We start from the raw sequence: 24761 nt of genomic DNA on the forward strand, positions 1-24761 counted from the left end.
AAAGTTATCGGTTTTAGGGAGCAGGGAATAGGGAATAGGGAATAGGGAGCAGGGAGCAGGGAGCAGGGAGCAGGGAGCAGGGAGCAGGGATAATAAACATTTCTTAACCTTTACTTCGACTGCTCTAATTGTTAATTAGAATTGTTAATTATTGATTTTAGTTGTTAATTTTAATTATTAAGTTTAATTCCCATTTTCCATTTTCCATTTTCCATTTTCCATTTGCATAGCTTTTCCCTTTAATACTAAGTTGCGGTCAAAGGTACAACTTTCTCTTCCCCCAATCTCCCCATCTCCCCATCTCCCCATCCTTTCAAGGGTATGTTTTTTACTTTGACGTCAGGTGTGGGGTGTAGGGTGTAGGGTGTAGGGTGTGGGGGATAAGAAAGCGATGCAGCAAGGGAACAGGGGGTTTCCCCCATGAGCGACTGCATCAAGAGAATATACTTAATTTGTCGTTAAAATCATCATTTGTTCGTTGTTTTTCTTTTCCTCTTCCTCTGAGTCGTCCCATGTTTTACCCAAATGTAAAAAACCTACCCCTGTGAGATCTCCCCATCTCCCCATCTCCCCATCTCCCCATCTCCCTATCTCCCTATCCAACCAATCTACTCTCTTTGAATGCAACTCCCTATAAAACTTGACTATAAGTTGACGATTACAGGGGCATGGTCACTAGGTTTATCTAGTTTTCTCGGTTCTATGTCAATGGTACAACTAATCGCTTGATTGTAAAGATTGGGGGTTAGGTAGATATGGTCAATGCGCCAACCCCGATTACCCCGAAAAGCACGGGTGCGATAGTCCCACCAACTAAAATTACCCCCTTCTTTGGTAAATTTGCGAAAGGCATCTGCTAAACCTAGGTCTAAGACAGATTGTAGGGCTTGACGTTCTACTGGGGACGCCATGATATGCTTTTCTTTGCCTTTAGGATCATGGATATCCCGGTCTTCTGGGGCAATATTAAAGTCCCCACATACACAAAGTTCATGGGACTGTTCTTGTAGGATACTGTGTAAATAGTCCCGCAGTATCTTCAGCCAACGTAGCTTGTAGTCATACTTCTCACTGTTCACCGAAGCCCCATTGGGAACATAGAGGTTAACAATGCGGACGCCATCTACTGTAGCGCTAATCACTCGCTTTTGTTCATCTAAGTCACCGACCTGAACTGTATCCAACACCGCAGCAAAGCCAGTAGTTACTTCTGTGGCTGGTTTTCGGCTAAAGATGGCTACACCGTTATAGGATTTTTGCCCAGAAACATAAAGGTAATACCCTAATTCTTCAAAAAGCGATCGCGGAAACTGGGCATCGACTACTTTAGTTTCTTGCAGGCAAAGTACATCTACTTGGGTCCGTTGCAACCAATCTATTACTTGAGCTTGGCGACTCCGAATTGAGTTGACGTTCCAGGTAGCGATTTTCATTAGTCCTACAGGTGATTAGATTTAGTCAAGAACAGACAGCAACTACCTCTACACCAGCGTTGGGGAGCAAGATATAGATGCCTTCTACTCAGACACGAAAACAAGACTACCATAGTTTTAAACAGGCTAGTTTAGCGGTAAAGGAATAGATATCACCTCGGACAGATTAAAGTAAACCCCTTCAACTAGTTTGAAGGGGTTTATTACAGTTTTTGATAACAGTTGATTAGGAGCTCGAATTGAGTTCTCCCTGGTTTGAAAACCCAGGGATTCTAAGCTGATGTCGTTACGCGGGTTAAAACCACGCTCCACGACGCTCACAATACTAACTAGAAATGAATCCAGCCTGTACCGTTGTAGCAGACTCAAAACTGCTCTACTTCCCTGGCCTATGGCCACGCTACGCGAACGGATTAACTCAAAAAGTTAACCTGTGGATTTACTTTTGATTCAAATAGCTTTCAGAGTGGTTGTACCAACAAATTAGGGCGATAAATTGCTACTTTTTGCTGCTATCACTTGCCTGTGCCATAGTCGTAGGATTTCCCCGTCTCTTACTGGCCGGAATTTAACCGTACTAGCAAAAAATCAACGCAACCAACCTTGTCCTTACTCGTACTTTCATTATAGCACGATGGCCGGGATAAATCAAAGGGAAGCTGGCCTACGGCCACGCTACGCGAACGACGACCACTCAATAAATTAAGTGGCTAACTCTCGCTTGTATCTTTTAGGTTTTTTTGAGTAATCGATAATGGGGCTTTCGGTAATTTATCATATTACCTGTTACCTTTTACATTTTGCCCTGTATAAATTGGTGTTCTGCCACCAACCTCGCTAACTCTGGCAACAAAGCCAAGTTACGAGGTCGCTGGAGACGATAGACACTACACTGATTGGCAAGCTGAGCACACTGAAGAAGATGGCATGCTTTCTCAGAGTCAAATAAGCTGTTTAGACGGGAGTGACGGGATAGTTCCATCACCGCCTCCTGAAGTTTCAGACGCTTAATACTCAACTGTGAACCTGAAACCAGTACATAGATGCAGCGGATTGGTAGTAGCGCTTCGGTAAAATCCTGATTTAACCGATAGCCAGGTTTATTTAACTTCGGTAGCAACAAAGCCAGCTTATCCTGGTCATATCCCAAAACCTTAGCTACTTCTCGACTTAGTTTAATTTGAGGAAAGCTAGGAGCAACTTTCGCTGTTCCCTGATCCAACGTCACAGGTGCAACATCATCAGTGATGATTCTGTATCCCTGAGTGTGGAGTGCAGCAGCAATTGAAGACTTACCTTCACCGGAATTACCCAAGAAAACAACCGCACCACCATTAATATTGACTACACTGGCATGTAGCACCAACAATCCCCGCTGATAGAGCAGAATCGCCATCACAGTTCCTACTAGAGCCGTTTGAATGCGGCTCAGCCAGGCTTCTGCTGCGGGAATGATCGTAATCGAGTTTCCCCCCTGTACCAGAAACAGCCCTGTGTCTTTGAGATAAATCACCGCCTCCTTTGGACTCAACTGCAAAGCCATCGGCTGCTGGATAACTTCCTTTGGAATGTAGTCACTGATTTTGCGATTCGGCGTTCGCGTTTGGCCTTCCGCCAAAGCGTGGCCTACGGCCTCAGCCGTTCGCGTAGCGGAGGCCTTCGGCCACGCTACGCGAACGCATCCGGTACTGTAATCATTACTCTGAATGTGAATCATCACATCACACTCTACTTCTGCTGGGATAAACTCTGGGATTGGTAGCGCCGAGTGGATTCCCAAACCATAAGCAACATAGGAAAACAGCTTTTGCTTTTTGCCACCCAACACTTTGCAATCCACTAATTGGCTGTCAATTTCAGACATATCGCCAACTGAACACTTAGATAGTTTCTTAGAGATTGTGCCATCCAAACTCATAATTAATTTCTCAAATAACTATTGCGCGTAGATGCAATTCACTTGAAACTGATGCAGCAGTTTCTTGACTCCCCTTGATCAGCCATTCCAGTTCAAAAATTACCCTGGCATCCGTTGCTTAAGCCTAATTGTAGGGGCGCAAGGCTTGCGCCCTCACTATATGTAGTTAAGTTGCGGTGCGACCCGTGGCGAATTTAATTCGACGACTGTAAGCGCACCGTTTAGCTATTAAGGTTTAGTAATTAGCTTTTTAAGCTGACAATAAGGCGTTGCTGAATTAAGGAATGAATGCGCAATCATCTGGTGCATGTTAAAGCCCCCGTTGGTCCCCCAACTTTGCGGGACTTTGAACGTCTTATTCCCCCCAGAATTGGGGGGTTAGGGGGGCGTGCGCCATACCCAGAATCAGCAACGCCGACAATAAAGCAGCCTTGTGGTTTAGGGATTTATCGTTAAATTTGACTAGTTGACAACCCAATAAGTTGCCAAAACTATCAAAGTCATGACTTACGCCACAAAAACTTAATACCAAGTATTTGAGCTTTTAATGATACCCCTAATTTTCCCTTGATAAGGAAAAATTGTGAGGGTTATCATCAGCGATGCAGCGCGGTCTTGGGAAGGCAGCGCGGTCTTGGGGGTTCCCCCCATGAGCGACTGCCGTGGTTTCCCCCATGAGCGACTGCATCAAGACAGTGATTTTACGGCTAGTACTAATTCCAAATACTATTCTAAATTTTGATTCACAGTCCATGGCTCATGAATCTAATGGCAGATTCTACCCTGAGTAGCATTTAGACTGTCTTAAACGGATTCAGATTGATAATTTTAGCGCTTCAAATTAATTAAACTGTATCCTAATTAATCGATTTTTTCCACCACTACCTAAAATTTTAATAAAACTTAAATTATTTAATAAAATAATATCTCTAAAAATGAGTTAAAAATTTTAGCAATTATTAGAGTATTTACAAATGATTTGTAAATATATCTGGTAGTTTTTACTAATAAAAAAAAACTCTGTATTCCTTACCAATGTTACCATATACCGACTTTACTGTTCCCTAAAGGGTTTAATTCTATGTTCACATCTCAAATGGAAATGCTATAGCATTAGCTAGGGAGTAGGGAGTAGGGAGTAGGGAGTAGGGAGTAGGGAGTAGGGAGTAGGGAGTAGGGAGTAGGGAGTAGGGAGTAGGGAGTAGGGAGTAGGGAGTAGGGAGTAGGGAGTAGGGAAGTCATAAGGTAAGCATTCAACATTCAGCATTCAGCAGTCAGCGGTTAGCGGTCAGCGCTTAGCTTATGCCCATAGTGCATTAGCTGAACGCGCACGCGTGTGCGTAGCACATAAGCTGATAGCTGATAGCTGATAGCTGATAGCTTACCTTCAAGTTAGCGATAATTTTTAGCTTGAGTTTCAAACAAATGGGCATAAGTACCATCTAACTGCATCAGTTCCGCATGGGTACCGCTTTCTACAATTGAACCTTGGTCCATCACATAGATCCGGTCAGCCATTTTTACAGTAGATAAGCGATGGGTGATCAAAATAGCAGCTTGATCTTCGATCAGTTCGCGGAATTTCATAAATACCTCGTATTCTGCCTTCGGATCCATAGCAGAGGTAGGCTCATCTAATACAATCACCTGAGAGTCTCGTAAAAAAGCTCGTGCTAAGGCTATTTTCTGCCATTGACCAATACTAAGTTCTTCCCCTTGGTCAAATAATTTCCCCAACATGGTATTATACCCTTGGGGCAAACTAGTGATAACCTCATCAGCACCAGAACGACGAGCAGCATCAATAATTGTTTCGTGATCTCGTGGTAAATCAATGTCCGCTAACCAGATATTTTCCTTAGCTGTGAAATTATATTTAGCGTAGTCTTGGAAAATCACACTGATTTGGCGGCGTAAGTCAGCTATTTTAAAATTGCGGATATCAATCCCATCAATGGTGATGCTGCCAGCAGTTGGATCGTACAAACGACACAAGAGTTTAATTAAGGTTGTTTTACCGGAACCGTTTTCTCCTACTAGGGCGATAGTTTCTCCTGGTCGCACCGTCAGGTTAATGTTTGTAAGTGCCTTACGAGTTGTAGTACCGTATTGGAAACTAACATGATCGAAAACAATACCACGGCTCATGGAGTGGGGAATTGGTTTGGGATAAGTTGGTTCAACAACGTTAGGTTTTAGATCCAGAAATTCGTAGAGGTTACCTAAGAATAGGTTATCTTCATAAAGACCAGATATACTAGTTAGTAACGCTCGAATATTATTTTGTCCCCGCTGCAACGCTTGGTGATACAGCACTAAATCTCCTAATCGCAAATCTCCATGAACAGTTTGATAGACAATAAAGCCATAGACAGAAAAGATTAACATTCCTGCAACGGCTTGAGCACCAAAGTTAGCAAAGGAGCGTCCAGTGGCAATGGCTACTTTTTCTTTATAAAGTTGCTCTCGGATGCGACGATACCAGTCAGTAAAGAAAACCCCTAAATCAAACAAGCGAATTTCTTTAGCAAACTGGTCTGAGGTTAGCATATAACCCAAATACATGGATTGCCGTTCCATGGGTGTTTTTTTACGCTGCCAACGATAGATAACCCGAGAGTATTTTACTCGCACCACCATAGCGGGCATGGCAGCAATAAATAAAATTCCAGCAATTCCCCAATGGAGAGAGAGTAATAAACTCACCATCGCTAACAAGGAAATACTATTTTGAGCTATCTGTGTGAGACGATTTAGAACTCGGGGCGGTCGGTAGGGCGCTTCTTGTTGAGCTCTTTGTAATGTATCGTAGTATCGGGGATTTTCGTAGTACTCTAAGTCAGCTTCTAGGGATTTATCCTGAATAATCCCTTGCATGTAGTCAGTCACTCGCTGAGAATGAGCAGTATTGACTACTTCACCTAACGAGTTCAAAAGAGTAGTAACAAGCGTAACTGTACCGGCTAAGATTAGGAAAAGTAAAACATCACGAAAGACGGCTTGTTTATCAGCATTAAGTAATCCGTCAGTTACGGTATCAATTATTAATTTGGTAAGATAAATTGATAGTAGAGGTAATATCCCCTGAACCAGCAAAAGTCCTACGCGAGCTACTGTCCAAAAGGGACTGCTTTGCCAGACTAGACGCAGTGCAGGCAAAAGGCGTAATGTTTGCTGGATTTTTGTTCTTAAAGTTTTGCCTGCTCCCATTTTTGGTGTTAAAGTTTAGAGGTTACAAGTCTAGTGTTGAGGGTATTGTTTTTACTACTATCAGAAGTAGTTAATTCTTCGATATCTTTCTCTACCAAGGCAACTAGATCAGGAAGTTCCATTAGATTAGGCTTTCTGGTGAAGCGACAGATAGATACAGTCTTGATTAGATTGGCGCATTGACGCAGATGAGTACTAACACAGTCTGGAGCAATTAGCACATCTACATCACGGCTATGACGAACTACTTGAGGGAAAGCTTGTTGAGGCGTTAGCTTGGTAATCTGATGTTCCTCTCCCTTGGCCAATACATAGAGCCGCTTCAGGGGTACAGCAGTGCGTTGAAACCCATCAGTGAATGTGTAGGAAAGCTTTGGTGCGTTTGGGTAAAGAGGAGGTAAGTTCTTAGAATTGTGTCCTAGAGAATCTGCTGCCGATGGCCAAAGTTTAATCTGAGGGAAGCTAGGAATAATTAAAGGATAACCGTGATCAAGGTTGACAGGCATGACATCATCAGTTATGATCTGATAACCCTTCCGATGAAACGCTCCTGCTAAGGTGGATTTACCCCAGCCTGACCCACCCATGAATGCGATCGCTTGATTGTTAACTACAATGCTGCTAGCATGAAGCACTAGCAATCCCCGCTGTCGTAGCACCACAGACATACAAGCTCCAAGGATGTTAGGGCTGAGCTTGGACTGGTCTACTCCTGTGACAGGTTCGATCGTAATCTCTCGCCCATCTTCAATCAAAACCTTTGCTTTGCCATGCAATTCCCCAAGGACACGGTTGCTCCAATTGGCTGTTTCTGGAGGAAGATGACTCAATTTCCCGAAACGTATGATCACATCAGGGGATCCATGAGATTCCAATAGCTCGGGTAAGGGAATCTCTGAGTGAATACAAAGGTTGTAGGCCGTATAGATGTACATAATTGATACTTAGGAGCAGGTTAAACTTGATCGGAGAACTTGATAGCAGAAAAGGCGTCCCCTCACTCTAGCCAAGACCCTTCTGCTGAGTCAGTGTTGCAGGACTAACGAGTTGGGGGATGATCTTGCTAGTAGTAGATAATTTAGTAGTAGATAATGCCTTTTTCGCCCTTGGTGATAGCGCTACTCATATTGATTACTCACTATCACCAGTGCTAATCATATTACTGTAGTTTGAACGGATCACAATTATTATTGTTATCGCAGTCTAGGCTGCTTGAGCCATCTGATGTAGCCTGGGGATTATTCAAATCACCATTGAAAATCAGCACATCTAACGTCCCACGAGGTCCACCGAATTGGGTGATATCCTCAATGGTGCCGTGAACCATCATCTCTGGAGTAGCGTAGCTCTTGTCCATGGTGTTTTCCTTTTGCTGATGGTAGTTTAAGGTAGTCACACCCTGAGTTGAATTATTGATTAATCACCATAACTAGTAGTAATCCTATTACCGTTGTTTGAACGGATCACAATCATTAACTGCTGTGCAATCTAGGCTGTATGAGTGATCTGATTCAGCTGCGGGATTAGCTAAATCACCATTGAAAATCAGCACATCTCCAATCGCTTCACGTCCACTGATTTCGGTTAGCTTCTCAATGGTGACGTGAACAATCATCTCTGGAGTAGCGTAGCTATTTTCCATGGTGTTTTCCTGTTGCTGATGGTAGCTTAAGGTAGTCACACCCTGATTTTAACTATTGATTAATCACTATTACTAGTAGTAATCGTGTTACTGACGGTCTTCTAGTTTGAACGGATCACAATTACCATTGTTATCGCAGTCCAGGCTCATTGAATCATCTGATGAAGCCGCAGGATTAGCCAAATCACCATTGAAAATTAGGACATCTGCAATCCGATCAGGACCACTGATTTCAGTCAGCTCCTCAATAGAACCGTGAACAATCATTTCTGGTGTAGTGTAGGTTTTTAGCATGGTGTTACTTTCCTTTGTACTTATTGTGGTTTAAGGTAGTCACACCCTGAGTTAAACTATTGATTACTCATAATCAGTAGTAATCCTGTTACGGTAGTTGGAACGGAGAACAATTACCATTGTTATCGCAGTCTAGGCTGCTTGAGTCATCGGATTGAGCTGCGGGATTATTCAAATCACCATTGAAAATCAGGACATCTGCCATCCGATCAGGTCCACTGATTTCGGTGAGCTCTTCAATAGAACCGTGAACAATCATTTCTGGTGTAGTGTAGGTTTTTAGCATGGTCTTACTTTCGTTGTACTTATTGTGGGTTTAAGGTAGTCACACCCTGATTTAAACTATTAATTACTCACTGTCTTGATGCAGTCGCTCATGGGGGAAACCACGGCAGTTGCTCATGGGGGGAACCCCCAAGACCGCACTGCCTCCCCAAGACCGCGCTGCATCGCTAATTACTCACTATCACCAGTAGTAATCCTGTTACGGTTGTATAGACTCAACACAATCGTCACTAGTGCAGTTTATGCTCTGTGAGTGATCTGATTGAGCCGTAACATCACTATGGTAGGGTGATGCTCTGTGAGTCATCTGATTGAGCTATCACCTGACCACCGACAATCAAGACATCTGAAATGTGATCAGGTCCATTGATTTCGGTCAGCTCCTCAATGGTGCCGTGAACAATCATCTCTGGTGTAGTGTAGGTTTTTAGCATGGTTTTACTTTCCTTTTGCTGATAGTAATTTACGGTAGTTACAGCCTGAATTGGACTTACGGTGTTTCTTGGTTGTGCCCAAACCACAGTGCCAAGTAGATTCCCTGCCAAGTTAGACTTAGGGTGTCACTTGGGTTCGGTCAAGCCACAAGGCCAAGATGATTCCCTGCCAGACTGTCATGCAGTCTTTTTCTCGCACCCTGCCTCCTGAGGTCATGCGTCGATGAACTTGTCTCAGAAAGTCTGTGTCAACGTACCCTTCAATGAGTTCAAGCTTATTCAAGATCACGTCGTCGAATACCGGACGATTTACGGTGAGCAGACCGTGAATAAAGTTTGGACCCATATGGGCTTTGCCTCCTCGCCATTGGACAGCTTTTGGTAATATATCAGCCATCCCACGGCGCAACACCATCCGACTCCATCCCTGGTAGAGTTTCTGCTCGGAAGGTAGTGCTAGACAGAATTCAAGTAGCCGCTTATCCATAAAGGGATGACGAGCTTCGAGGGAAAATGCAGCATTGTAGCGGTCGAGCTGCTCTAGAATGAGGGGAAATATACCTTGGCTTAGATTACGCCAGTGGTCTTCTCTGACTGTGAGTGATGGTTGATCGGATTTGTCCAATGCGTGGATACGCTGATCCATACCAATGCGTTCAGCAAAGTTGCGGTTAACTAAAGGTGCAACAGAAGTAGCTAACTTGTCTTGTCTGCGCCACTTTCGCCAAAGTTGCTTGATTGCTTCCGGAACTAACGCCTTGAGTCCATGATTGAGCAACAGGTGCTTACGGGAAATGCCAAAACGCTTGTGAATCTGATATACAGCTTTAGCAAAGGCAATCCACCGAAACTGCTTGGCGAGGGTTTTTAGGTGTAGGATACTGTAGTGTTTAATTAGGGATTGGGGTGAGTTACCAAAATGTTCGGAAAATGCTTCAGCTTCCTGGACAAAGGTTTCCCACTCTCCTTGATGGGCTAATTCTGTCAGTCTAGACACACCATGAAACACGACATTATCCCCATCGAGGCCATCTAAAACAATTCGCATCCCTGCTTGCTGAGCAGCTTGATTCAGTCGCCAAGGATAATGATGACTTGGACCAAGTAAAGCTTCGTCTTCATACTGCCAAATCTCGTCAACGTCTGACAGCGGACCAAACTGGTCAGCATGAACATAGTGGGGAATTAGTCCACCCTGTTCTAAAACAGCATTGATGAAGGGACGTTCATCACATTCAGTGACTTTGTCAAAAATGTTGGAGAAGCTGTGGAGTTGAGTATCTCCTGCTTCAGCTAGTAGTTTCCTCGCTACACAAGTGATTGAGGAAGAATCTAATCCACCGCTCAAGTGAGAACCAACGGGAAAAGCACTACGAAGACGACAACGAACTGCTTCGGTAAAGATGTCACGAAATGCTTCAGCATAGGCTTCGTCTGAGTCTAAGATCAGCTGACGATTAGGGTCCAAAGACCAGTAACAGTTTAGCTCTATCCCTGACTGACTAACGACCATGGTGTGAGCAGGAGGAAGCCGTAGAATTTCGTCATAGGTGGTGATGACTTTGTCTTCCATCATCAGGGCGACATAGTCAGCCATCCTAACTTCGTTAAGACGCTTTGGCACGAAGGGTAAACAGAAGAGTGCTTTGATTTCGGAGGCAAAAATAAACCCTTGACCGGATTGGTGATAGTAATAGAAAGGCTTAACCCCAACATGGTCTCTAGCACAGAAGAGGATCTGCTTGTGCTTATCCCAGATAGCGAAGGCAAAGTCACCTAATAGTTTCTCTGGACACTGCTCTCCCCATTTTTCATAAGCTGCTAATATCAGTTGGCTATCGGTAATTTTTTCTGCTGGAAGGTGGTTCAACTCTAGAGCAACAATCAGTTCCTCTCGATTATCAATCCGAGCATCAGCAGTAATCACTAAATTTTTGGAGTGATTAACTAAAGGTAACTTTTCCAGCAGCGATTCAGGGGTAGTCCACAGCATCCGATGACCGAGACCAACAGACCCCTCGCACCAGATATCTGCTCCGTCGGGTCCCCGGTGGGCAAGGATATCTAACATTTGCCCAATATTTTCCCGGTCTATTGGTTCTTGGTCGAGGTAGTAAATCCCGACAATGCCACTCATAGTTTGCCTCCTTTAAACGATGGTAGTGGGGTAAACCGTGAAAGGTCTGTGAGATAGCCGATCACAACCTGTCCCTGGTTTTCCACCCATGCATGAGCTTCTAACTTTCCTCCCTCCCCTTTGGCAACACCAATTCTGAGTTGAGGGGAGTAACCACAGCGACTCATCAGTACTTGTGTGGTTAATGCTCTAGCTAAACACTTGACACCACCTGGCATGTAGCGACTGCTAAGATTAACAGCTCCGACAATTTTGCTTAGGTTAGTTTGGTTTACGCCTTGAGCTTGAGGTGATGGCTGACTGATTTTTGTTAGCAGTCGCCGCAATCTGTGAAATGGTAGTAACCATAGCCCTAGTCTGATTAATCCTAGTAAGATGAACGTGTTAATCACAAGTTGACGTTCTCTACTAGTAAGGCGCAAGAACTTACGCAACCGCTTCATCTTTTACCTCAATTAGCCCAACTGCTGCAAATTCTTGGAGTAATGCCAACAGATCGCGATCGCATTTTTCCGGCTCAACTTCGTACTCTGCTAGCAGTGCATTCCGAATTTCGTCTAAGGTTTTCGGTTCCTGGATCAGATTCCAGATGCTAGCACCTACGGTATTCAAGCCATAGTAAACTCCGGACTTCATGTCGAGGATGATTGCCTCTCCTCCAATATCAGAAGATAGTTGCTCTTGAGCTGCTACTACAATTGAAGATTGTGAGATAGTACAATCCAAACTCATGATTTTTTATTCTCCAAGTAATTATTGCTGTTATCTAAAACTAGTGAGGGAATTATATGGGTCTATAATTAATGGATTGAGAGTAATTCCCAAGATTGCTATGCTTGATTAGCCCTGATGGTTGTTATTTTGAGTAAAGTTAGGGTATAGTAGATGAATAACTTGATTAGTTTGAAGAGTTATTGGTAAGCTAGTATTGCTTGATATCGGGTTTAGAAACGAGTTTTTAAAACCCATAAACCCAAAATGATTGCCATAATTATTCCTAGTGCAGTCATCCTGATCCTGCTAGAGTTCGCCACCTATTTCTAATTGCTGTCAGCAATTAGGCATTTAAATTTTAGTCCGAACCAGTTCTGCAAAATTCGGCCTACTATCTCCCTATTTCGACCTATTTTTATGGGCCTATATTCACAATTAAAATGTCTAAAAATTATGTGAATAGTTTGTGATATTGTTCTTTATCAAACTTAATTACAGCATTTATACTGTTATGAATATTAACCGAATTTATAGGAAGTAATGCTACCGTAAATTTAAGGTGATTTTATTTAATTTAAATGTAGCGTAATTCATCCCATAATTAAACGATTTTTCGGATATTTTAATAAAACTTTATTTATTTATTGAATTAATAAAAAAATCATATCAAACTCTGTAAATTATCCCCTTGATGATGTAACGAGTAAAACTCTTTTATTGGATAAAAGTAAATTTCCTAGGTTGGAGTTGGAGTTAAAGAGCGATCGCACTTTAATCCGATAGACAATCCCCCAGACATTTGAAGCAACATTTTGTAACATTGGTTCAGAGCCACCGAAATCAACTGATGATAAATTCATAATTAACTCTAATCAACTTTATGTTGTAATCACGTTAATTTTTCCTTGCCTTCAATTAAATGTTCTCTCCCTTCCAAGTAAATTCCGGACAGTTTTTAAGAAAAACTTTTGCTGCTATATAAGGTCAGTGAAGCTAACAGCCTATGGGCTACGCCCACGCTACTTGAGGTGCTAAGGGTGTTTTTATCTCGGTTGTAAACACACTTCTTGCTGAAAAAGGCAACAGGCAACAGGCAAAAGGCAAGATGGCAAAGAGATCCAGAGTTTTATTGGACAAGAAAACAAGACCATACAGGTTTACATCTCATTTGGAAAGGCGATAACAGCCTTTCGCTTTGAGCTAGTGTTCTGGTAGCTGCAGTGGTAAATAAAAACAGCAAGTAGGAGCGCACGGCGTGCGCCCCTATGAGATAAGCGGGTTTGGTGAACAGTTTTGGGTCAGTCTTGACCTCGTGATACCCGAACACCATCGGAATACCACCGCAATAGGATTGAACGGTAACAGTGTCTTGATGCAGTCGCTCATGGGGGAAACCCCCGCATGAAGGCGCTGCATCGCTATCAATCCGATCGATTGTCTCCAAACCTCTCCAACAGTTCCTGACGAGACAGGTTAAGCAGCACCTGAGTACGGTCTGTGATCGGCAACTGCATCAAAGGCTCAATGGTTCGGGATAATTCGAGATCAACAGTGCCAAACCGCCCTGCTAGTAGATTCTCCACCATCAGGCGCTGTCCGTCTAAATTGCCTTGTTCTCTTCCTTGCTCTAAGGTTTCTTCTCGCCAACGCAAATAAGCTGGTGATAAATTCATAATTAACTCCCTCTCGTCTTGAGTTAAATCTTCGCTTTCCTCTATTTTGTCTATTTTGATGCGCCAGTTGGCCAGAATCTCTAAGATGTTACCCCGTAAGGGGTGTCCGACCGGTAGTGCTAGCAACTCATTAATGGCTTGGCTTTGAGTCTTATCCCGTCCCAAAATTCTTAACCACAGGGTTTCTTCGGTAACAGGTAGCTGGTTAATGGCTACCAGGGCTGTGTTGAACCACTCAGGCAAAAAGTAGACTCCTGCAACCCAATCACCGGAATCATTAAGTTTTGCACCAAACCCGTTCAACAGCTGGGCTGAACAGGAAGGAGACAAAATCCATAAACAGGGCAAGTCGGTTTCACTGATCGGGTTTTGCTCTCGTCGTGCCTTTCGCTGCAGGTCACTGTAGAGGGCAAACAACTTCAGCAGGCAATTACGCACTGCCATGATCCCTGTGGCATTGCGGAACGGTTCCAATAAACAGGCGGTTGATGTCATCTGACCGAGCAATCCAATGTCCTGCACTGCTGTGGATTCAGAAGCTGTTGGTAGAAACCAAATATCGACTTGACGCACTTCACTGGTTAGTTCTCGACTGACTTCTACCTGACCGTGAGGTGTTAACAACTCAGTTAGATACTGTTTGGCAAATTGATCATGAGGCTGTCGGGTCATTAATCCTAACTCTTTGGGGTTGGTATAGCCCTACGCGCAAGGCAAGAGGCAAGAGGCAAGAGGCAAAAGTTAACTGCGACAGCTTTTGCTGCTTGTATCAATGTCTTAACCTGAATGGGTAGTGCCATGTTAGTAGCCTTTCACAGCTGGTCTGGCCAAAAACAGATCCAGATGATCTTGACATTTTAGACCTTTAACCCATAACCCAAGCTAGGGCACCTTTGCTTGCACCCCTACAAACAAAATAGACCTATGCGCAAAAGTATTTTTCTGATAGTGTTCTTGATGCAGCGCGGTCATGGGGTTTCCCCATGACCGTAATGGTGCGTTTTCCGCATTAAGAATTAAATTCGCCACGGGTCGCACCTCTGCATCGCTTTGCGTCAATTCTTGTCCACTGTTCCCAGATCCGCTGTTCCCTGTTCCCGACAACTGCCACGAAGTCTAATCATGTCTCAATCTGCCGTACAGCGGTAAGGGCAGAATAACTGACCCCAGCTGTTCCTTCTCCTGGATGAGTTGAATCTCCTACTAACCACAAACTTTTGCAAGGTGTGCGAGTAGCAAAGCCAAAGGGTCCAAAGGTGGGTATCCGTTGCCCTATCCCTCCGACAATGCCTTGTTCTCTGGCAGTATAACGGGCAAAGGTGCGAGGGGTTGCTGCTTCTTGGTGAATGATGGTCTCTGGTGTTAAATCAAAGTATTGACTAAGACGTGCGATCGCATTTTCTGTATACTCTGCCTTTAAGCGGTCATAGTCTTGCTGGGATCCCCGCCACCACATGGCAGCATCGGTAAAGGATGAGGCAGTAATGGTAGCTTTTCCCTCTGGTGCTCGTCCATCTCCTGGCTTACTCACCGAAATAAACAAGGAATTATTCTCGCCAATTGGTCCATCGTAGTCATAGAGAAACTGAAGATGGGGAGGACAACCATCAGGAATTGCGCGTTTATCTACCCCAAGATAGATGACAAACGCACCGGATGGTGGAGGTAACTTATCGACTCGATACTTATAGCCTGCCATCGAGTAGCCTGCCATCGAGGTTTTAGGCAACGTCTGTAGATTATTACCTAATAATTTGACTAGGTTTTGTACCGTAACATTGGCAACTACCTCATCCGCTGGTTCTGTCCAAACTTCCCCAGTTTTCTGATTGCGAATCGAAACACCAGTAGCTTTACCAGCTGATGTTTCGATTTGTTCAACGGTATGGCGCATTAGTAGCTTACCCCCCCATTTTTCCAGGGCTTCTACTAAGCGATCGCTTAACACTTGCATACTACCTTGGAGATGAAATAACCCTTGGGGTTCCTGGGAAACTCCTAAGGCTGTTGCAGCATACAACAGTGCTGTCTGATCAACATCCACTTGAGAATAAAGCTTGAGCTGCATATCCAGAAAGGTTTTCAGACGCTTATTGTCATATAACCCATATCCTCGTAACCCATCCGCTACGGTCATGAAGGTAAAGGGTAGGGTAATTAAGGTATCCGGACGCACTGCTGAGGTTAGTTGCCACAAATCCCATACATTACGAGGTGGTAGCACTGGGTCACGGGATTGGAACTTCCAACTGGCATTGAATAAGGTTGCCATTAGTTGCCAGAAGGGTTCACTACCGGGAAACTGGCGTTGTCGTTCTGTTTTCCATTGCTCCGGGTTACGCCAGATGTTAATCGGTTCAGTTTCACCAGGAAGAAATACGGCACAAGCAGGGTCACAGGGGGTAGCGGCTGGCAGGTCTACTTCCAGTTCATCAAAGATGCGTTTGTGAATGCCACCAGGTTCCAAGCCAGCTACCTGGGTCGCACCAACATCGAAGGTAAAGCCCCGACGTTTGAAGGTAGAGGCGCATCCTCCTGGTACTAGGGCTTGGTCTAGTATTACAACATGGTAGCCTCGGCGAGCGAGGAGTGCTCCAGCGGTTAGTCCACCAATCCCTGCGCCGATTACTACTACTTTTTTCTGGACTTTTTTCTGCGGGAATTCTTTCTTGGGGTATTCTACCTTACCTTTACCGCCCTGAGTGCTTACCATGCTGCTTTATTTGCATTTCTTAATGTTTCTTATCATAATTCTACCTTGAGCCATGTTCTTTGGGAGTCGGAAGTCGGGAGATGGGGAGATGGGGAGATGGGGAGATGGGGAGATGGGGAGATGGGGAGATGGGGAGATGGGGAGATGGGGAGATGGGGAGATGGGGAGATGGCTAATTGCTAGGGAAGCAACCGTTAACCTTCAACCAACCTGCAACCTGCAACCTACAACCTGCAACCTACAACCTGCAACCTGCAACCTGAAACCTGAAACCTGGAAGCTTCAACCAAAACCGTTCACCCTTCGTAGGATACTCTTGAATGTTGTGATCAAAAAACCCGGTCAAGACCGGGAAAATTGCTGACAAGCCAATCAACTTACCAAAGCTTGGCTTTATTACAAAAAATCGTGGAATGGTTGGAAGCCCTATCTATGAACGAGGGCTGAGCCGACCCTTGATGACTTTAGAGGGAAAAGAGAAAACACTCCCACACCTTGTACCCTTTTTTGATATCCTAGAAGTTCATCAATTGTTAACATTCCCAGACTTGGGTCAGCTCAGACACCGTCTATCTAACTATCGGATAATGTTACAGGTTAGGGGGCAAGCCGCATAAACCGGAGTCTGGATCAGATCAGGCTCGCCATGTAGCCAATTTAACCAACTAACTTCCTTAGGATGAACCCCCTTAAAGGTTAAGACTCCTGCACCTAATATCACTGCTAAAACATTTACTCCAATCAAACTCCCTGCTACTAGTAATACAGCACTAACCGGCAGAATTGATTGTAGAGCGATCGCTAACAGAGAGCCAGCGGTAACCATTAATACAATCAACGGAAAACCGACAACCAGTAAGCAAACTGCCAAGGTAAATGCCCAAATTAAAAAGCTTTTGACCACTGCTAATGAATCAGTTTGTGTAAAGCTTTGACTTGTGGTTAATGCCATGGTGTTTTCTCCAGTAATCATTAAAAAAAAATGAATTGACAGTGTCTGCCCTTACTTGACAGGGTCTGTCCTTGAGTAAATTCTTTGATTTGAAATTTTCTAGGTGAATTTCAGTATAGGTAAAATTTTGATGAAGATGAACCTTTTGTCAAAAAAGTTTACAGTCAACTCCTCCGACCTATGTATCAAAATTGTTACAATCGTTAAAAGCCGGAAATTATTGGTTATCTTAAGAGATACCGATAATCTACCATTAGACAGATGAACCAATTTTTCATCGCTGATACATAGACCGAAATAAGCCCAATCAGTTATAGCGTTATAGTTAGAGTTATATAGAGCGAATCAGTTATAGAGATAAGTTATAGAGTCCCAAGAACAAGAAAAGGAGCTAGGGTCACCGAATCGGAGGGAGCATCTCACTTATGCAGAACATTTGTACTAAGGTAATAGGTAATAGGTCATCAGGGGAGCTAGTCCTGGATGAATATTTGTACATTATCTATAGCCCCCTCATGGGTAATTGCTTGCTCTAATGGTACGTAGTACTAATGTTTAAGCATTGCAAGACCTGCTCCCGAATCGGATCAGGATGGGTGAGGGGTTGACTCTGATTTGCTTAACATTTGTTATCATTTGCTTAATATATATTATCCAAATTGAGGAGTTTTCTCATATTAAGCATAATTACTGATAATTACGCTTAATTACTCATATTAGGTATTTGTGATTAATACTTCCCCCCCCCGTCCCTTGGTCAACCCTAATCTCAGGGGTGCTTTGAATATTAGGGGCGCTTTGCTTGCGCCCTCACGGATTGCGCCCCGCCCTCACGCTGATCTTAAATCTAGTTTTGAGCAGGGGAGAAGGTTTTAGAGTTTTTGCTGCTTACTCAAAAATAAACAATCACAAACAATAACAAACAATTAGATGGTGACAGCTGACCAATTTCAAAAAATAGTGCTATTAACACATCACCTCATCAGAATTTATAAAACTCCCCCAAGCCGAAAACCCCGTCACAAAGCGAGCGGGGATGAAGGCTGGCAGCGACTTTAGTCGCCGTGAAAAAAATATTCCGTGTGAGCAATCCCTCGCACGGAATATTAGTCTGAGTATTGTAGAATAAAATAGAAGCGGTTGAGGTCGAAACTGATGATCATTTTAGAATTCAAGGCCAAAGGGAAAAAGCGCCAATACTCTGCCATAGATGAGGCCATTCGGACAGTTCAATTTATTCGCAATAGTTGTCTCAGATATTGGATGGATAATAAAGGGGTTAGCAAATTTGACCTTAACAAGTATAGTGCCGTTCTTGCTAAAAGATTTCCTTTTGCTAACGCTTTGAATTCTACCGCCCGTCAGTCTAGTGCTGAGAGGGCATGGTCATCAATCGCCCGTTTCTTTGACAACTGCAAGAAGAAAGTACCTGGTAAAAAAGGCTTCCCTAAGTTCCAGAAGAATTGCCGCTCGGTGGAGTATAAACAGTCAGGCTGGAAGTTGTCCCCCGACAAAAAGTCGATAACGTTCAGGGACAAAAAGGGTATTGGGAAGCTTAAGCTCAAAGGTACATGGGACTTGTGGCGCTTTGATAAAAAACAAATTAAGCGAGTCAGGATAGTCCGTCGGGCTGATGGCTACTACGTTCAGTTTTGTGTTTCAGTTGATGTTAAAGAACAACTGGAACCTGCTGACGCCAACATTGGCTTAGATGTCGGACTAAAGGATTTTTATACTGATTCCAGAGGGAACACTGAACTTAATCCCCGATTTTATAGAACGGGAGAAAAACGCTTAAAGTTTTATCAACGTCGGGTTTACCGAAAAAAGAAAGGCTCTGCTAACCGAAAGAAAGCTATTAATAGACTAGGTAGGACACACCTCAAGATAAGCAGGCAACGTGAAGAGCATGCTAAGAGACTGGCTAGAAGTTACCGCAAGAAGAGTGCAGCCTTTATAGTTGGTAGGCTATGCATCAAAGGTGACAGGTTTTGTTGTAAGGCTGCACTCTTCTAAGGTTTCGTCTCCGGCACGCTGCGTAATTCGGTCTAACGACTTGATCGCCTACGAAGACTTGAGAGTTGAAAATTTAGTAAAAAACCACTGTCTCGCCAAATCTATTAATGACGCGGGTTGGTATCAGTTTAGGAAATGGTTGGAGCATTTTGGTGAGAAGTTTGGCAGAGTAACTGTTGCAGTTAATCCTGCCTATACAAGCCAAGATTGTTCCAGTTGTGGCGAGGTTGTGAAAAAATCTTTGTCAACTCGAACCCATGTCTGTAAATGTGGGTGTCAGCTTGATCGTGACCATAATGCCGCCATCAACATACTGGTAAGAGCCTTGAGTACTGTGGGGCACACAGGAACTTGGATCTTAGATCCGAACGCTTCAGGAGATTTGGCCTCTACTCTTTCTGGTTCCGGCCTGATTGAGCAAGTTGACTCGTTGATTGAAGAATCCCCGCGTCTTTAGACCGGGGAGTGTCAAAGCTCGAAGAAATGAAATTGGTGTATAGGGTTTCTTATACTTATCAGGTACACTCAAATTTCTTACCCCGACTCCCTCGGTGCGCTTTCCTTGTCTTGATGCAGTCGCTCATGGGGGGAACCCCCAAGACCGCGCTGCATCGCTAGGCGAATTAAATTCGCCACGGGTCGCACCGCTCCCGACTCCCGTTCCCCTCCTGGGAGGGGTTAGGGGTGGGTTCCGACTCCCTACTCCCTACTCCCTACTGCCATTAACCCAAGACGAAAATCCCTTACCTACGGTAGAACTGTTATAAGTTATAATCAACCCTAACTGTTGGGAAAACTTTAAGTAAGAGTTTGTAAAATAAATTCTCGTAGCCCAACTGTAGTTGGTAGTTGAAAGATGACAGATCAACAGCCCTCACCCCGCATTGCACCAGCACCACCGCCTTTGAATATAGCGTCTAGAGCAGCATCTGCTCAAGGCAATCAATCGAGACCTGCACAACCAAGAGCCATGGCTCCAAGAAGCAGTCAAGCCGGTGCCGCAGTAGCCTCACGCCCTCGCCCTGTGCCCACAACAGGTCAGAATTCAGCCACTAACGTCCAAGCAAAACCATCAGCCAATCAGCACCAGAAGAAACCCCATAGCATCGGTCTGCCCCCTGGACAGTCAAGCTTAGAAAGCATTGTCCGTGAGGCCTTTGAGAAAGGAGTGTCTGATATTCATCTAGGTGTTGGTGAAACTCCCCGTTTCCGGAGTCGCGGTGAAATGGAGCCAACCCAATATCCACTCACAGATCACGCAACATTTAACTGTTGGCTCAAGGAAGTAATGACTGATGACGAAATCCGGCGCTTTAGAGAAGAGTTGGAATTTGATGGGGCAACTCAGTACGAGTTTAGTCGGGTCAGGATTAATGTCTTCGATAGCCTTCTTGGTCCTGCAATGGTCTTGCGGATTATTCCCCTAAAGATATTGACCCTTGAGGAGTTGCGGTTACCAGGAATCCTGAAAGATGTCTGTCACTACCATAAAGGTCTCATTTTGGTCACAGGTCCGACAGGTTCGGGAAAATCTACCAGCATGGCCGCCATGATCGACTATATGAACAAAGATATGGCGCGGCATATAATTACCATTGAAGACCCGATTGAATTTATCCACCAAAGTCGCAAATCTCTGGTTAAACAGCGGGAAGTAGGAATGCATACCCGTAAATTTGACCGGGCATTGAAAGCCGCTTTGCGGGAAGACCCTGATGTGATTCTGATTGGGGAAATGCGAGATCGAGAAACAGTAAATACAGCTCTCAAGGCTGCTCAAACGGGTCACTTGGTCATGGGGACTTTGCATACCAACAGTGCAGTGAAAACCATTGAGCGGATTCTCAATCTCTACAATCCAGAAGAACAGGCTCCCATGCGGGTGGCCATATCAGAAGCCCTAGTAGGAGTCATTTCCCAAGGGTTGTGCCGTACTACCGATGGCAAGCGTGCTGCGTTTCATGACATCCTGATTAATACTGAATCTATTAAGGATTACATCCTCAAGGGCAAATACGAAGAAATTGAACAACTGATGGCGGCCAGTGAATTTGACGGTATGGTTACCGTAAATAAATCCTTGTTCGCTCTTTACCAAGAGGGGCGTATTACTGAGGAAACTGCCTTAGAAAAGTCACCCACTCCCAACGAGATCGCAATGATGTTGCGCGGTCGGATCTAGGGATTAGTCACCCTTGTATTAGGGATTAGGAATTAGGGCTCAAGACTTAACTCCTAAAACCTAACCCCTAAGACCTAAAACCTAACCCTAAAACCTAACACTTATAAACTCAAAAATAACACTTATCATCTAAAAAGTAAAACCTTAAGTATCAAACTAAATTGACGACATAGTACTAGCATATGCTGGATGAAACCCCCTCCCCCCAACTGTTTAAAGGTATTGCTATATTTACACCAGGGGAAGATCTAGTGTATAGCATTGACTTTAATAAGCAGAGTCACTGGCACCTGCATCTGTGTGCGAGTTTACAGGAAATACTGGGGTTACCAGAGCCACCTCATTTTTTAGTCCCTGGATATACTGCCACCATTGATCGGTGGATTGACCCTCAAACCAATCAGTTGCGTATGTCAGCAGAAATTCATTGGTTGGTGCAACATCATCAGGCATTGTTAAATGCAGTATTTGGCACTGACAACCTGATTTGGCAAGTAGCCCCTTGGGAGGAAGAGTCCTGTGACCCGGCGGTGCTAGAAACTTATCGCAATCAGTTTCCCCAACTCTGGCAAAACCATGACTTGATCCTGCGCATTGACCGCCCAGAGCCATTATCCTACTCTGATACAGAAGAGGTTTTGCCAGAAAGGGTTACTAAGCAAAACTCTGGGAGATGGCCATCTCAGGAGCATTTGAGAGCTATGGAAAAGCTGCCGGGTTTATCTAAGTCTGCCACTGATAGTACAGACTCACTGACTGCCACCGATGTCACCAAACCTGATTCTTTATCCAGGATGTCCCTGCCTGATGTGTCTCACTCCCAGGCACAACCTACCCATAGCTATGTCCTGCGTTTGTTCGTTTCCGGACATAGTTCAGAGACTGAGTATACTCTCAAGAGTCTATACCAGTTATTAGAGAATCATTTAGGTCATCCCTATACCCTAAAAATTATTGATGTTTTCAAGCACCCAGAACTGGCAGAAACTGATCAGATATCGGCTACACCAACACTACTCAGAGTATGGCCCGAGCCTGTCCGGCGGATTATCGGTGATTTGAATGATATTGATCAGGTATTGCAGAGATTAACCAGCAATATTGTTGACTCCTCAGCACTTCAGCAATAAGCTTTTAATAGGTAAGAGGTAATAGGTAATAGGTAATAGGTAATAGGTAATATAGCAGTTCTCAATTTGGTATTGAGAACTGCTATATGTCCTTTTGTTGTTACTTTTGTTTAGCAGCAGCTTTCTTCTTGGTCTTTTTAGTCTTTTTGCTAGCATTTGCCGCTTTTTTAGCCGCTTTGGCCGCAGCGATCGCTTTTAAGCGAGCTTCTTCTTTTTCCTGGGCAATCTTTTCGAGATAGTAGTGGTAATCTCCTAGATAGGTACAGAATTCGCCATCCCGGATTTCTACTATTTTGTTGGCCACTTTCGAGATAAAATAGCGGTCGTGGGAAACAATAATTACTGTACCATCATAGGTACCGAGTGCTTCCTCCAACATTTCTTTGGCTGGGATATCCAGGTGATTAGTCGGCTCATCCAGAATTAGTAAATTAGCGGGAGCAAGGAGCATTTTGGCTAAGGCCAGGCGGGCTTTTTCCCCTCCACTAAGGGACTCAACCTTTTTATATACCGTGTCCCCAGTAAACAGAAACCGTCCCAATAGGGTACGCACTTCCTGATTTTTCCAGTCTGGGACTTCATCATGGATGGTTTCCATGACCGTTTTGCTTAATTCTAGGGCTTCTGCTTGATTCTGCTCAAAGTAACCAGGAATGACATTGTGTTTGCCCAGTGTTACTATTCCTTCTGTGGACTGTTCCATTCCCATGATCATCCGGAGTAAGGTGGATTTACCGCAACCATTGGGACCGATGAAGGCTATGCGATCGCCCCGTTCAATCAACAAGTCTGCTCCCAGAAATAAAATCTTGTCATCATAGTCATGGACTAAATCCTTGATTTTGACTACCTCAACACCACTACGAGGGGCAGGAGGGAATTGGAATTTCAGGGTTTTGAGATTAGCAGTGGGGGCTTCTATCCGTTCAGTTTTTTCTAATTGTTTCTCTCGGCTTTTGGCTTGGGTAGACCGGGTTGCACTAGCACGGAAACGCTCAATAAAGGCTTGCTGCTTTTCTATTTCCTTTTGTTGACGCTCGTAGCTACTCAGTTGAGCTGCCTGCATCTCGGCTTTCTGCTGGAGATAAGCTGAGTAATTGCCTAGGTAGGTAGTCGAGACACCCCGTTCGGTTTCCACAATTTGGGTACAGAGGCGGTCAAGAAACTCCCGGTCGTGAGATACTATTACCATTGGGGTCTTCAGACCCTTGAGATACTTTTCCAACCATTCGATGGTTTCCAAGTCAAGATGGTTAGTCGGCTCGTCCATCAGTAGGACGTCTGGCTTCTGGAGCAGGATTTTGCCTAAACTCATGCGCATTTGCCAGCCACCACTGAAAGCACTCACTAAGCGATCGCTATCTTGTGGCTCAAATCCCATCTCCGGCAAGATCTTGTCAATTTTTGCTTGTAAGCCATAACCATCAAGGGCTTCAAATTGGCGCTGCAACCTATCTAGCTTTCTAATCAGTCCTTCCAATTCTGCTTCATCAGCCATTTCCATGGCGTTTTGCACTTGTAGGATTTCCTCGTTTACCTGGTTAGCTTCCTTAAATACCGTCCAGAATTCTGCTGAAACCGTGCGGGTTGGGTCTACTTCAAATTCTTGGGTGAGGTAAGCGATATGAAGACTGGCAGGACGGATAACAACACCACTGGTGGGTTCCATCTCTCCAGCAATAATTTTTAGTTGGGTAGATTTCCCGGCACCGTTGACGCCAACTAAGCCAATGCGATCGCCTGGTTTAACTTCCCAGTTGACATCCTTTAGAACTTCGCCAGTGGGGTATACTTTACTAATGTGTTCGAGTCGCAGCATTAAGATGTCTCCAAGGAAAATTTTAGCTGGGGACTTTTAGTCCTGATCCCAAGTTGCTGTCGGGTTGACTAGAGAAGTTTGGCTGACAGGGATTCCCCTGTTCCTTTGACCATTAGTCCTTCTCAGTTTTCCCATCTACAGCAGATTATCCCTGGAAACCGCCACCTACAGTAGACCTCTTGCATCAATGGTGCCAAGCCCCGACCGAT

At 44.3% G+C, this 24761-nt stretch carries 30 protein-coding genes; 8 read left to right on the forward strand and 22 right to left on the reverse strand.

Annotated features, from left to right (window positions below):
* Window positions 1–245 precede the first annotated feature (245 nt).
* The 12 genes from BJP34_RS40310 to BJP34_RS19820 all read right to left on the reverse strand — a co-directional run bounded on the left by BJP34_RS40310 (window position 246) and on the right by BJP34_RS19820 (window position 8783).
* On the reverse strand, window positions 246–434 hold the full coding sequence (locus tag BJP34_RS40310) for a hypothetical protein (RefSeq protein WP_149031066.1): 189 nt from the start codon (window positions 432–434) through the stop codon (window positions 246–248).
* A gap of 13 nt (window positions 435–447) precedes the next feature.
* Window positions 448–627, reverse strand: coding sequence for a hypothetical protein (locus BJP34_RS40315; RefSeq protein ID WP_149031067.1), 180 nt, complete (start codon window positions 625–627; stop codon window positions 448–450).
* 17 nt (window positions 628–644) lie between these two features.
* Window positions 645–1433, reverse strand: a complete 789-nt coding sequence (gene xth / locus BJP34_RS19780) for an exodeoxyribonuclease III (protein WP_070393821.1) — start codon at window positions 1431–1433, stop codon at window positions 645–647.
* Window positions 1434–2226: 793 nt separating this feature from the next.
* Complete coding sequence (locus BJP34_RS19790; protein ID WP_149031068.1) at window positions 2227–3297, reverse strand: hypothetical protein; 1071 nt, start codon at window positions 3295–3297, stop codon at window positions 2227–2229.
* A gap of 610 nt (window positions 3298–3907) precedes the next feature.
* On the reverse strand, window positions 3908–4039 hold the full coding sequence (locus BJP34_RS49140) for a hypothetical protein (RefSeq protein ID WP_267876318.1): 132 nt from the start codon (window positions 4037–4039) through the stop codon (window positions 3908–3910).
* Window positions 4040–4468: 429 nt separating this feature from the next.
* Window positions 4469–4618: a hypothetical protein gene (locus BJP34_RS45695; protein ID WP_168166476.1), complete on the reverse strand. Its 150-nt coding sequence runs from the start codon at window positions 4616–4618 to the stop codon at window positions 4469–4471.
* A 125-nt stretch (window positions 4619–4743) separates the two neighbouring features.
* Window positions 4744–6561 carry an ABC transporter ATP-binding protein gene (locus BJP34_RS19795; RefSeq protein ID WP_070393824.1) on the reverse strand — a complete coding sequence of 606 codons (1818 nt, stop codon included), beginning with the start codon at window positions 6559–6561 and terminating at the stop codon, window positions 4744–4746.
* Between the two features lie 8 nt (window positions 6562–6569).
* Window positions 6570–7496, reverse strand: coding sequence for a hypothetical protein (locus BJP34_RS19800; protein WP_070393825.1), 927 nt, complete (start codon window positions 7494–7496; stop codon window positions 6570–6572).
* A gap of 224 nt (window positions 7497–7720) precedes the next feature.
* Window positions 7721–7918, reverse strand: coding sequence for a lasso peptide (locus BJP34_RS19805; protein ID WP_070393826.1), 198 nt, complete (start codon window positions 7916–7918; stop codon window positions 7721–7723).
* An 87-nt stretch (window positions 7919–8005) separates the two neighbouring features.
* On the reverse strand, window positions 8006–8203 hold the full coding sequence (locus BJP34_RS19810; protein WP_070393827.1) for a hypothetical protein: 198 nt from the start codon (window positions 8201–8203) through the stop codon (window positions 8006–8008).
* A gap of 87 nt (window positions 8204–8290) precedes the next feature.
* Window positions 8291–8497: a lasso peptide gene (locus tag BJP34_RS19815; protein WP_070393828.1), complete on the reverse strand. Its 207-nt coding sequence runs from the start codon at window positions 8495–8497 to the stop codon at window positions 8291–8293.
* Between the two features lie 88 nt (window positions 8498–8585).
* Entirely contained in the window at window positions 8586–8783 is a 198-nt protein-coding gene (locus BJP34_RS19820; RefSeq protein ID WP_070393829.1) for a lasso peptide, read from the reverse strand.
* Window positions 8784–8861: 78 nt separating this feature from the next.
* On the opposite strand from BJP34_RS19820, the gene BJP34_RS43800 reads away from it, so the two are divergent.
* Complete coding sequence (locus BJP34_RS43800; protein WP_158517324.1) at window positions 8862–9035, forward strand: hypothetical protein; 174 nt, start codon at window positions 8862–8864, stop codon at window positions 9033–9035.
* A 25-nt stretch (window positions 9036–9060) separates the two neighbouring features.
* Here BJP34_RS43800 and BJP34_RS19825 read toward each other — a convergent pair whose 3' ends face one another.
* The 7 genes from BJP34_RS19825 to BJP34_RS49145 form a co-directional block, all read right to left on the reverse strand.
* Window positions 9061–9327, reverse strand: coding sequence for a hypothetical protein (locus tag BJP34_RS19825; RefSeq protein WP_070393830.1), 267 nt, complete (start codon window positions 9325–9327; stop codon window positions 9061–9063).
* Between the two features lie 7 nt (window positions 9328–9334).
* Window positions 9335–11353 (reverse strand): lasso peptide isopeptide bond-forming cyclase, encoded by a 2019-nt coding sequence (locus BJP34_RS19830; protein ID WP_070393831.1) that lies wholly within the window; start codon window positions 11351–11353, stop codon window positions 9335–9337.
* Window positions 11350–11796, reverse strand: a complete 447-nt coding sequence (locus tag BJP34_RS19835; protein ID WP_070393832.1) for a lasso peptide biosynthesis B2 protein — start codon at window positions 11794–11796, stop codon at window positions 11350–11352. Before BJP34_RS19835 ends, BJP34_RS19830 begins: the two co-directional genes overlap by 4 nt.
* Window positions 11780–12085: a PqqD family peptide modification chaperone gene (locus tag BJP34_RS19840; protein WP_070393833.1), complete on the reverse strand. Its 306-nt coding sequence runs from the start codon at window positions 12083–12085 to the stop codon at window positions 11780–11782. The genes BJP34_RS19835 and BJP34_RS19840 overlap by 17 nt, the downstream gene beginning before the upstream one ends.
* Before the next feature lie 662 nt (window positions 12086–12747).
* On the reverse strand, window positions 12748–12927 hold the full coding sequence (locus BJP34_RS40330; RefSeq protein ID WP_149031069.1) for a hypothetical protein: 180 nt from the start codon (window positions 12925–12927) through the stop codon (window positions 12748–12750).
* 561 nt (window positions 12928–13488) lie between these two features.
* Entirely contained in the window at window positions 13489–14412 is a 924-nt protein-coding gene (locus BJP34_RS19845) for a hypothetical protein (protein WP_070393834.1), read from the reverse strand.
* A 5-nt stretch (window positions 14413–14417) separates the two neighbouring features.
* Window positions 14418–14540, reverse strand: a complete 123-nt coding sequence (locus tag BJP34_RS49145; RefSeq protein ID WP_267876319.1) for a hypothetical protein — start codon at window positions 14538–14540, stop codon at window positions 14418–14420.
* Window positions 14541–14710: 170 nt separating this feature from the next.
* Between BJP34_RS49145 and BJP34_RS43805 the strand changes: the two genes are divergently transcribed.
* The gene (locus BJP34_RS43805; protein WP_158517325.1) at window positions 14711–14860 is read left to right on the forward strand and encodes a hypothetical protein; all 150 of its coding nucleotides are present in this window, start codon (window positions 14711–14713) and stop codon (window positions 14858–14860) included.
* Here the strand turns inward: BJP34_RS43805 and crtD are convergent, their stop codons facing one another.
* Window positions 14861–16453: a C-3',4' desaturase CrtD gene (crtD, locus tag BJP34_RS19850; RefSeq protein ID WP_229423941.1), complete on the reverse strand. Its 1593-nt coding sequence runs from the start codon at window positions 16451–16453 to the stop codon at window positions 14861–14863. It lies immediately after the preceding gene.
* Window positions 16454–16613: 160 nt separating this feature from the next.
* Between crtD and BJP34_RS19855 the strand changes: the two genes are divergently transcribed.
* Window positions 16614–16817: a hypothetical protein gene (locus BJP34_RS19855; protein WP_070393835.1), complete on the forward strand. Its 204-nt coding sequence runs from the start codon at window positions 16614–16616 to the stop codon at window positions 16815–16817.
* Window positions 16818–17030: 213 nt separating this feature from the next.
* Here BJP34_RS19855 and BJP34_RS19860 read toward each other — a convergent pair whose 3' ends face one another.
* Window positions 17031–17405: a hypothetical protein gene (locus BJP34_RS19860; protein ID WP_070396775.1), complete on the reverse strand. Its 375-nt coding sequence runs from the start codon at window positions 17403–17405 to the stop codon at window positions 17031–17033.
* Window positions 17406–18560: 1155 nt separating this feature from the next.
* Between BJP34_RS19860 and BJP34_RS19865 the strand changes: the two genes are divergently transcribed.
* The 5 genes from BJP34_RS19865 to BJP34_RS19880 all read left to right on the forward strand — a co-directional run bounded on the left by BJP34_RS19865 (window position 18561) and on the right by BJP34_RS19880 (window position 22733).
* Window positions 18561–19421 (forward strand): RNA-guided endonuclease InsQ/TnpB family protein, encoded by an 861-nt coding sequence (locus BJP34_RS19865; RefSeq protein WP_070393836.1) that lies wholly within the window; start codon window positions 18561–18563, stop codon window positions 19419–19421.
* On the forward strand, window positions 19387–19878 hold the full coding sequence (locus BJP34_RS19870) for an RNA-guided endonuclease InsQ/TnpB family protein (protein WP_083305268.1): 492 nt from the start codon (window positions 19387–19389) through the stop codon (window positions 19876–19878). Before BJP34_RS19865 ends, BJP34_RS19870 begins: the two co-directional genes overlap by 35 nt.
* Before the next feature lie 94 nt (window positions 19879–19972).
* Window positions 19973–20188 carry a hypothetical protein gene (locus BJP34_RS40335; protein ID WP_149031070.1) on the forward strand — a complete coding sequence of 72 codons (216 nt, stop codon included), beginning with the start codon at window positions 19973–19975 and terminating at the stop codon, window positions 20186–20188.
* Between the two features lie 89 nt (window positions 20189–20277).
* Window positions 20278–21603, forward strand: a complete 1326-nt coding sequence (locus tag BJP34_RS19875) for a type IV pilus twitching motility protein PilT (RefSeq protein WP_070393837.1) — start codon at window positions 20278–20280, stop codon at window positions 21601–21603.
* 182 nt (window positions 21604–21785) lie between these two features.
* Window positions 21786–22733, forward strand: coding sequence for a circadian clock KaiB family protein (locus BJP34_RS19880; RefSeq protein WP_070393838.1), 948 nt, complete (start codon window positions 21786–21788; stop codon window positions 22731–22733).
* Window positions 22734–22833: 100 nt separating this feature from the next.
* On the opposite strand, the gene BJP34_RS19885 is transcribed toward BJP34_RS19880, so the two are convergent.
* A complete protein-coding gene (locus tag BJP34_RS19885) occupies window positions 22834–24552 on the reverse strand; it encodes an ABC-F family ATP-binding cassette domain-containing protein (RefSeq protein ID WP_070393839.1) in 1719 nt (572 codons plus the stop codon).
* Between the last annotated feature and the right edge of the window lie 209 nt (window positions 24553–24761).

Source organism: Moorena producens PAL-8-15-08-1 (assembly GCF_001767235.1).
GTDB classification, from domain to species: domain Bacteria; phylum Cyanobacteriota; class Cyanobacteriia; order Cyanobacteriales; family Coleofasciculaceae; genus Moorena; species Moorena producens_A.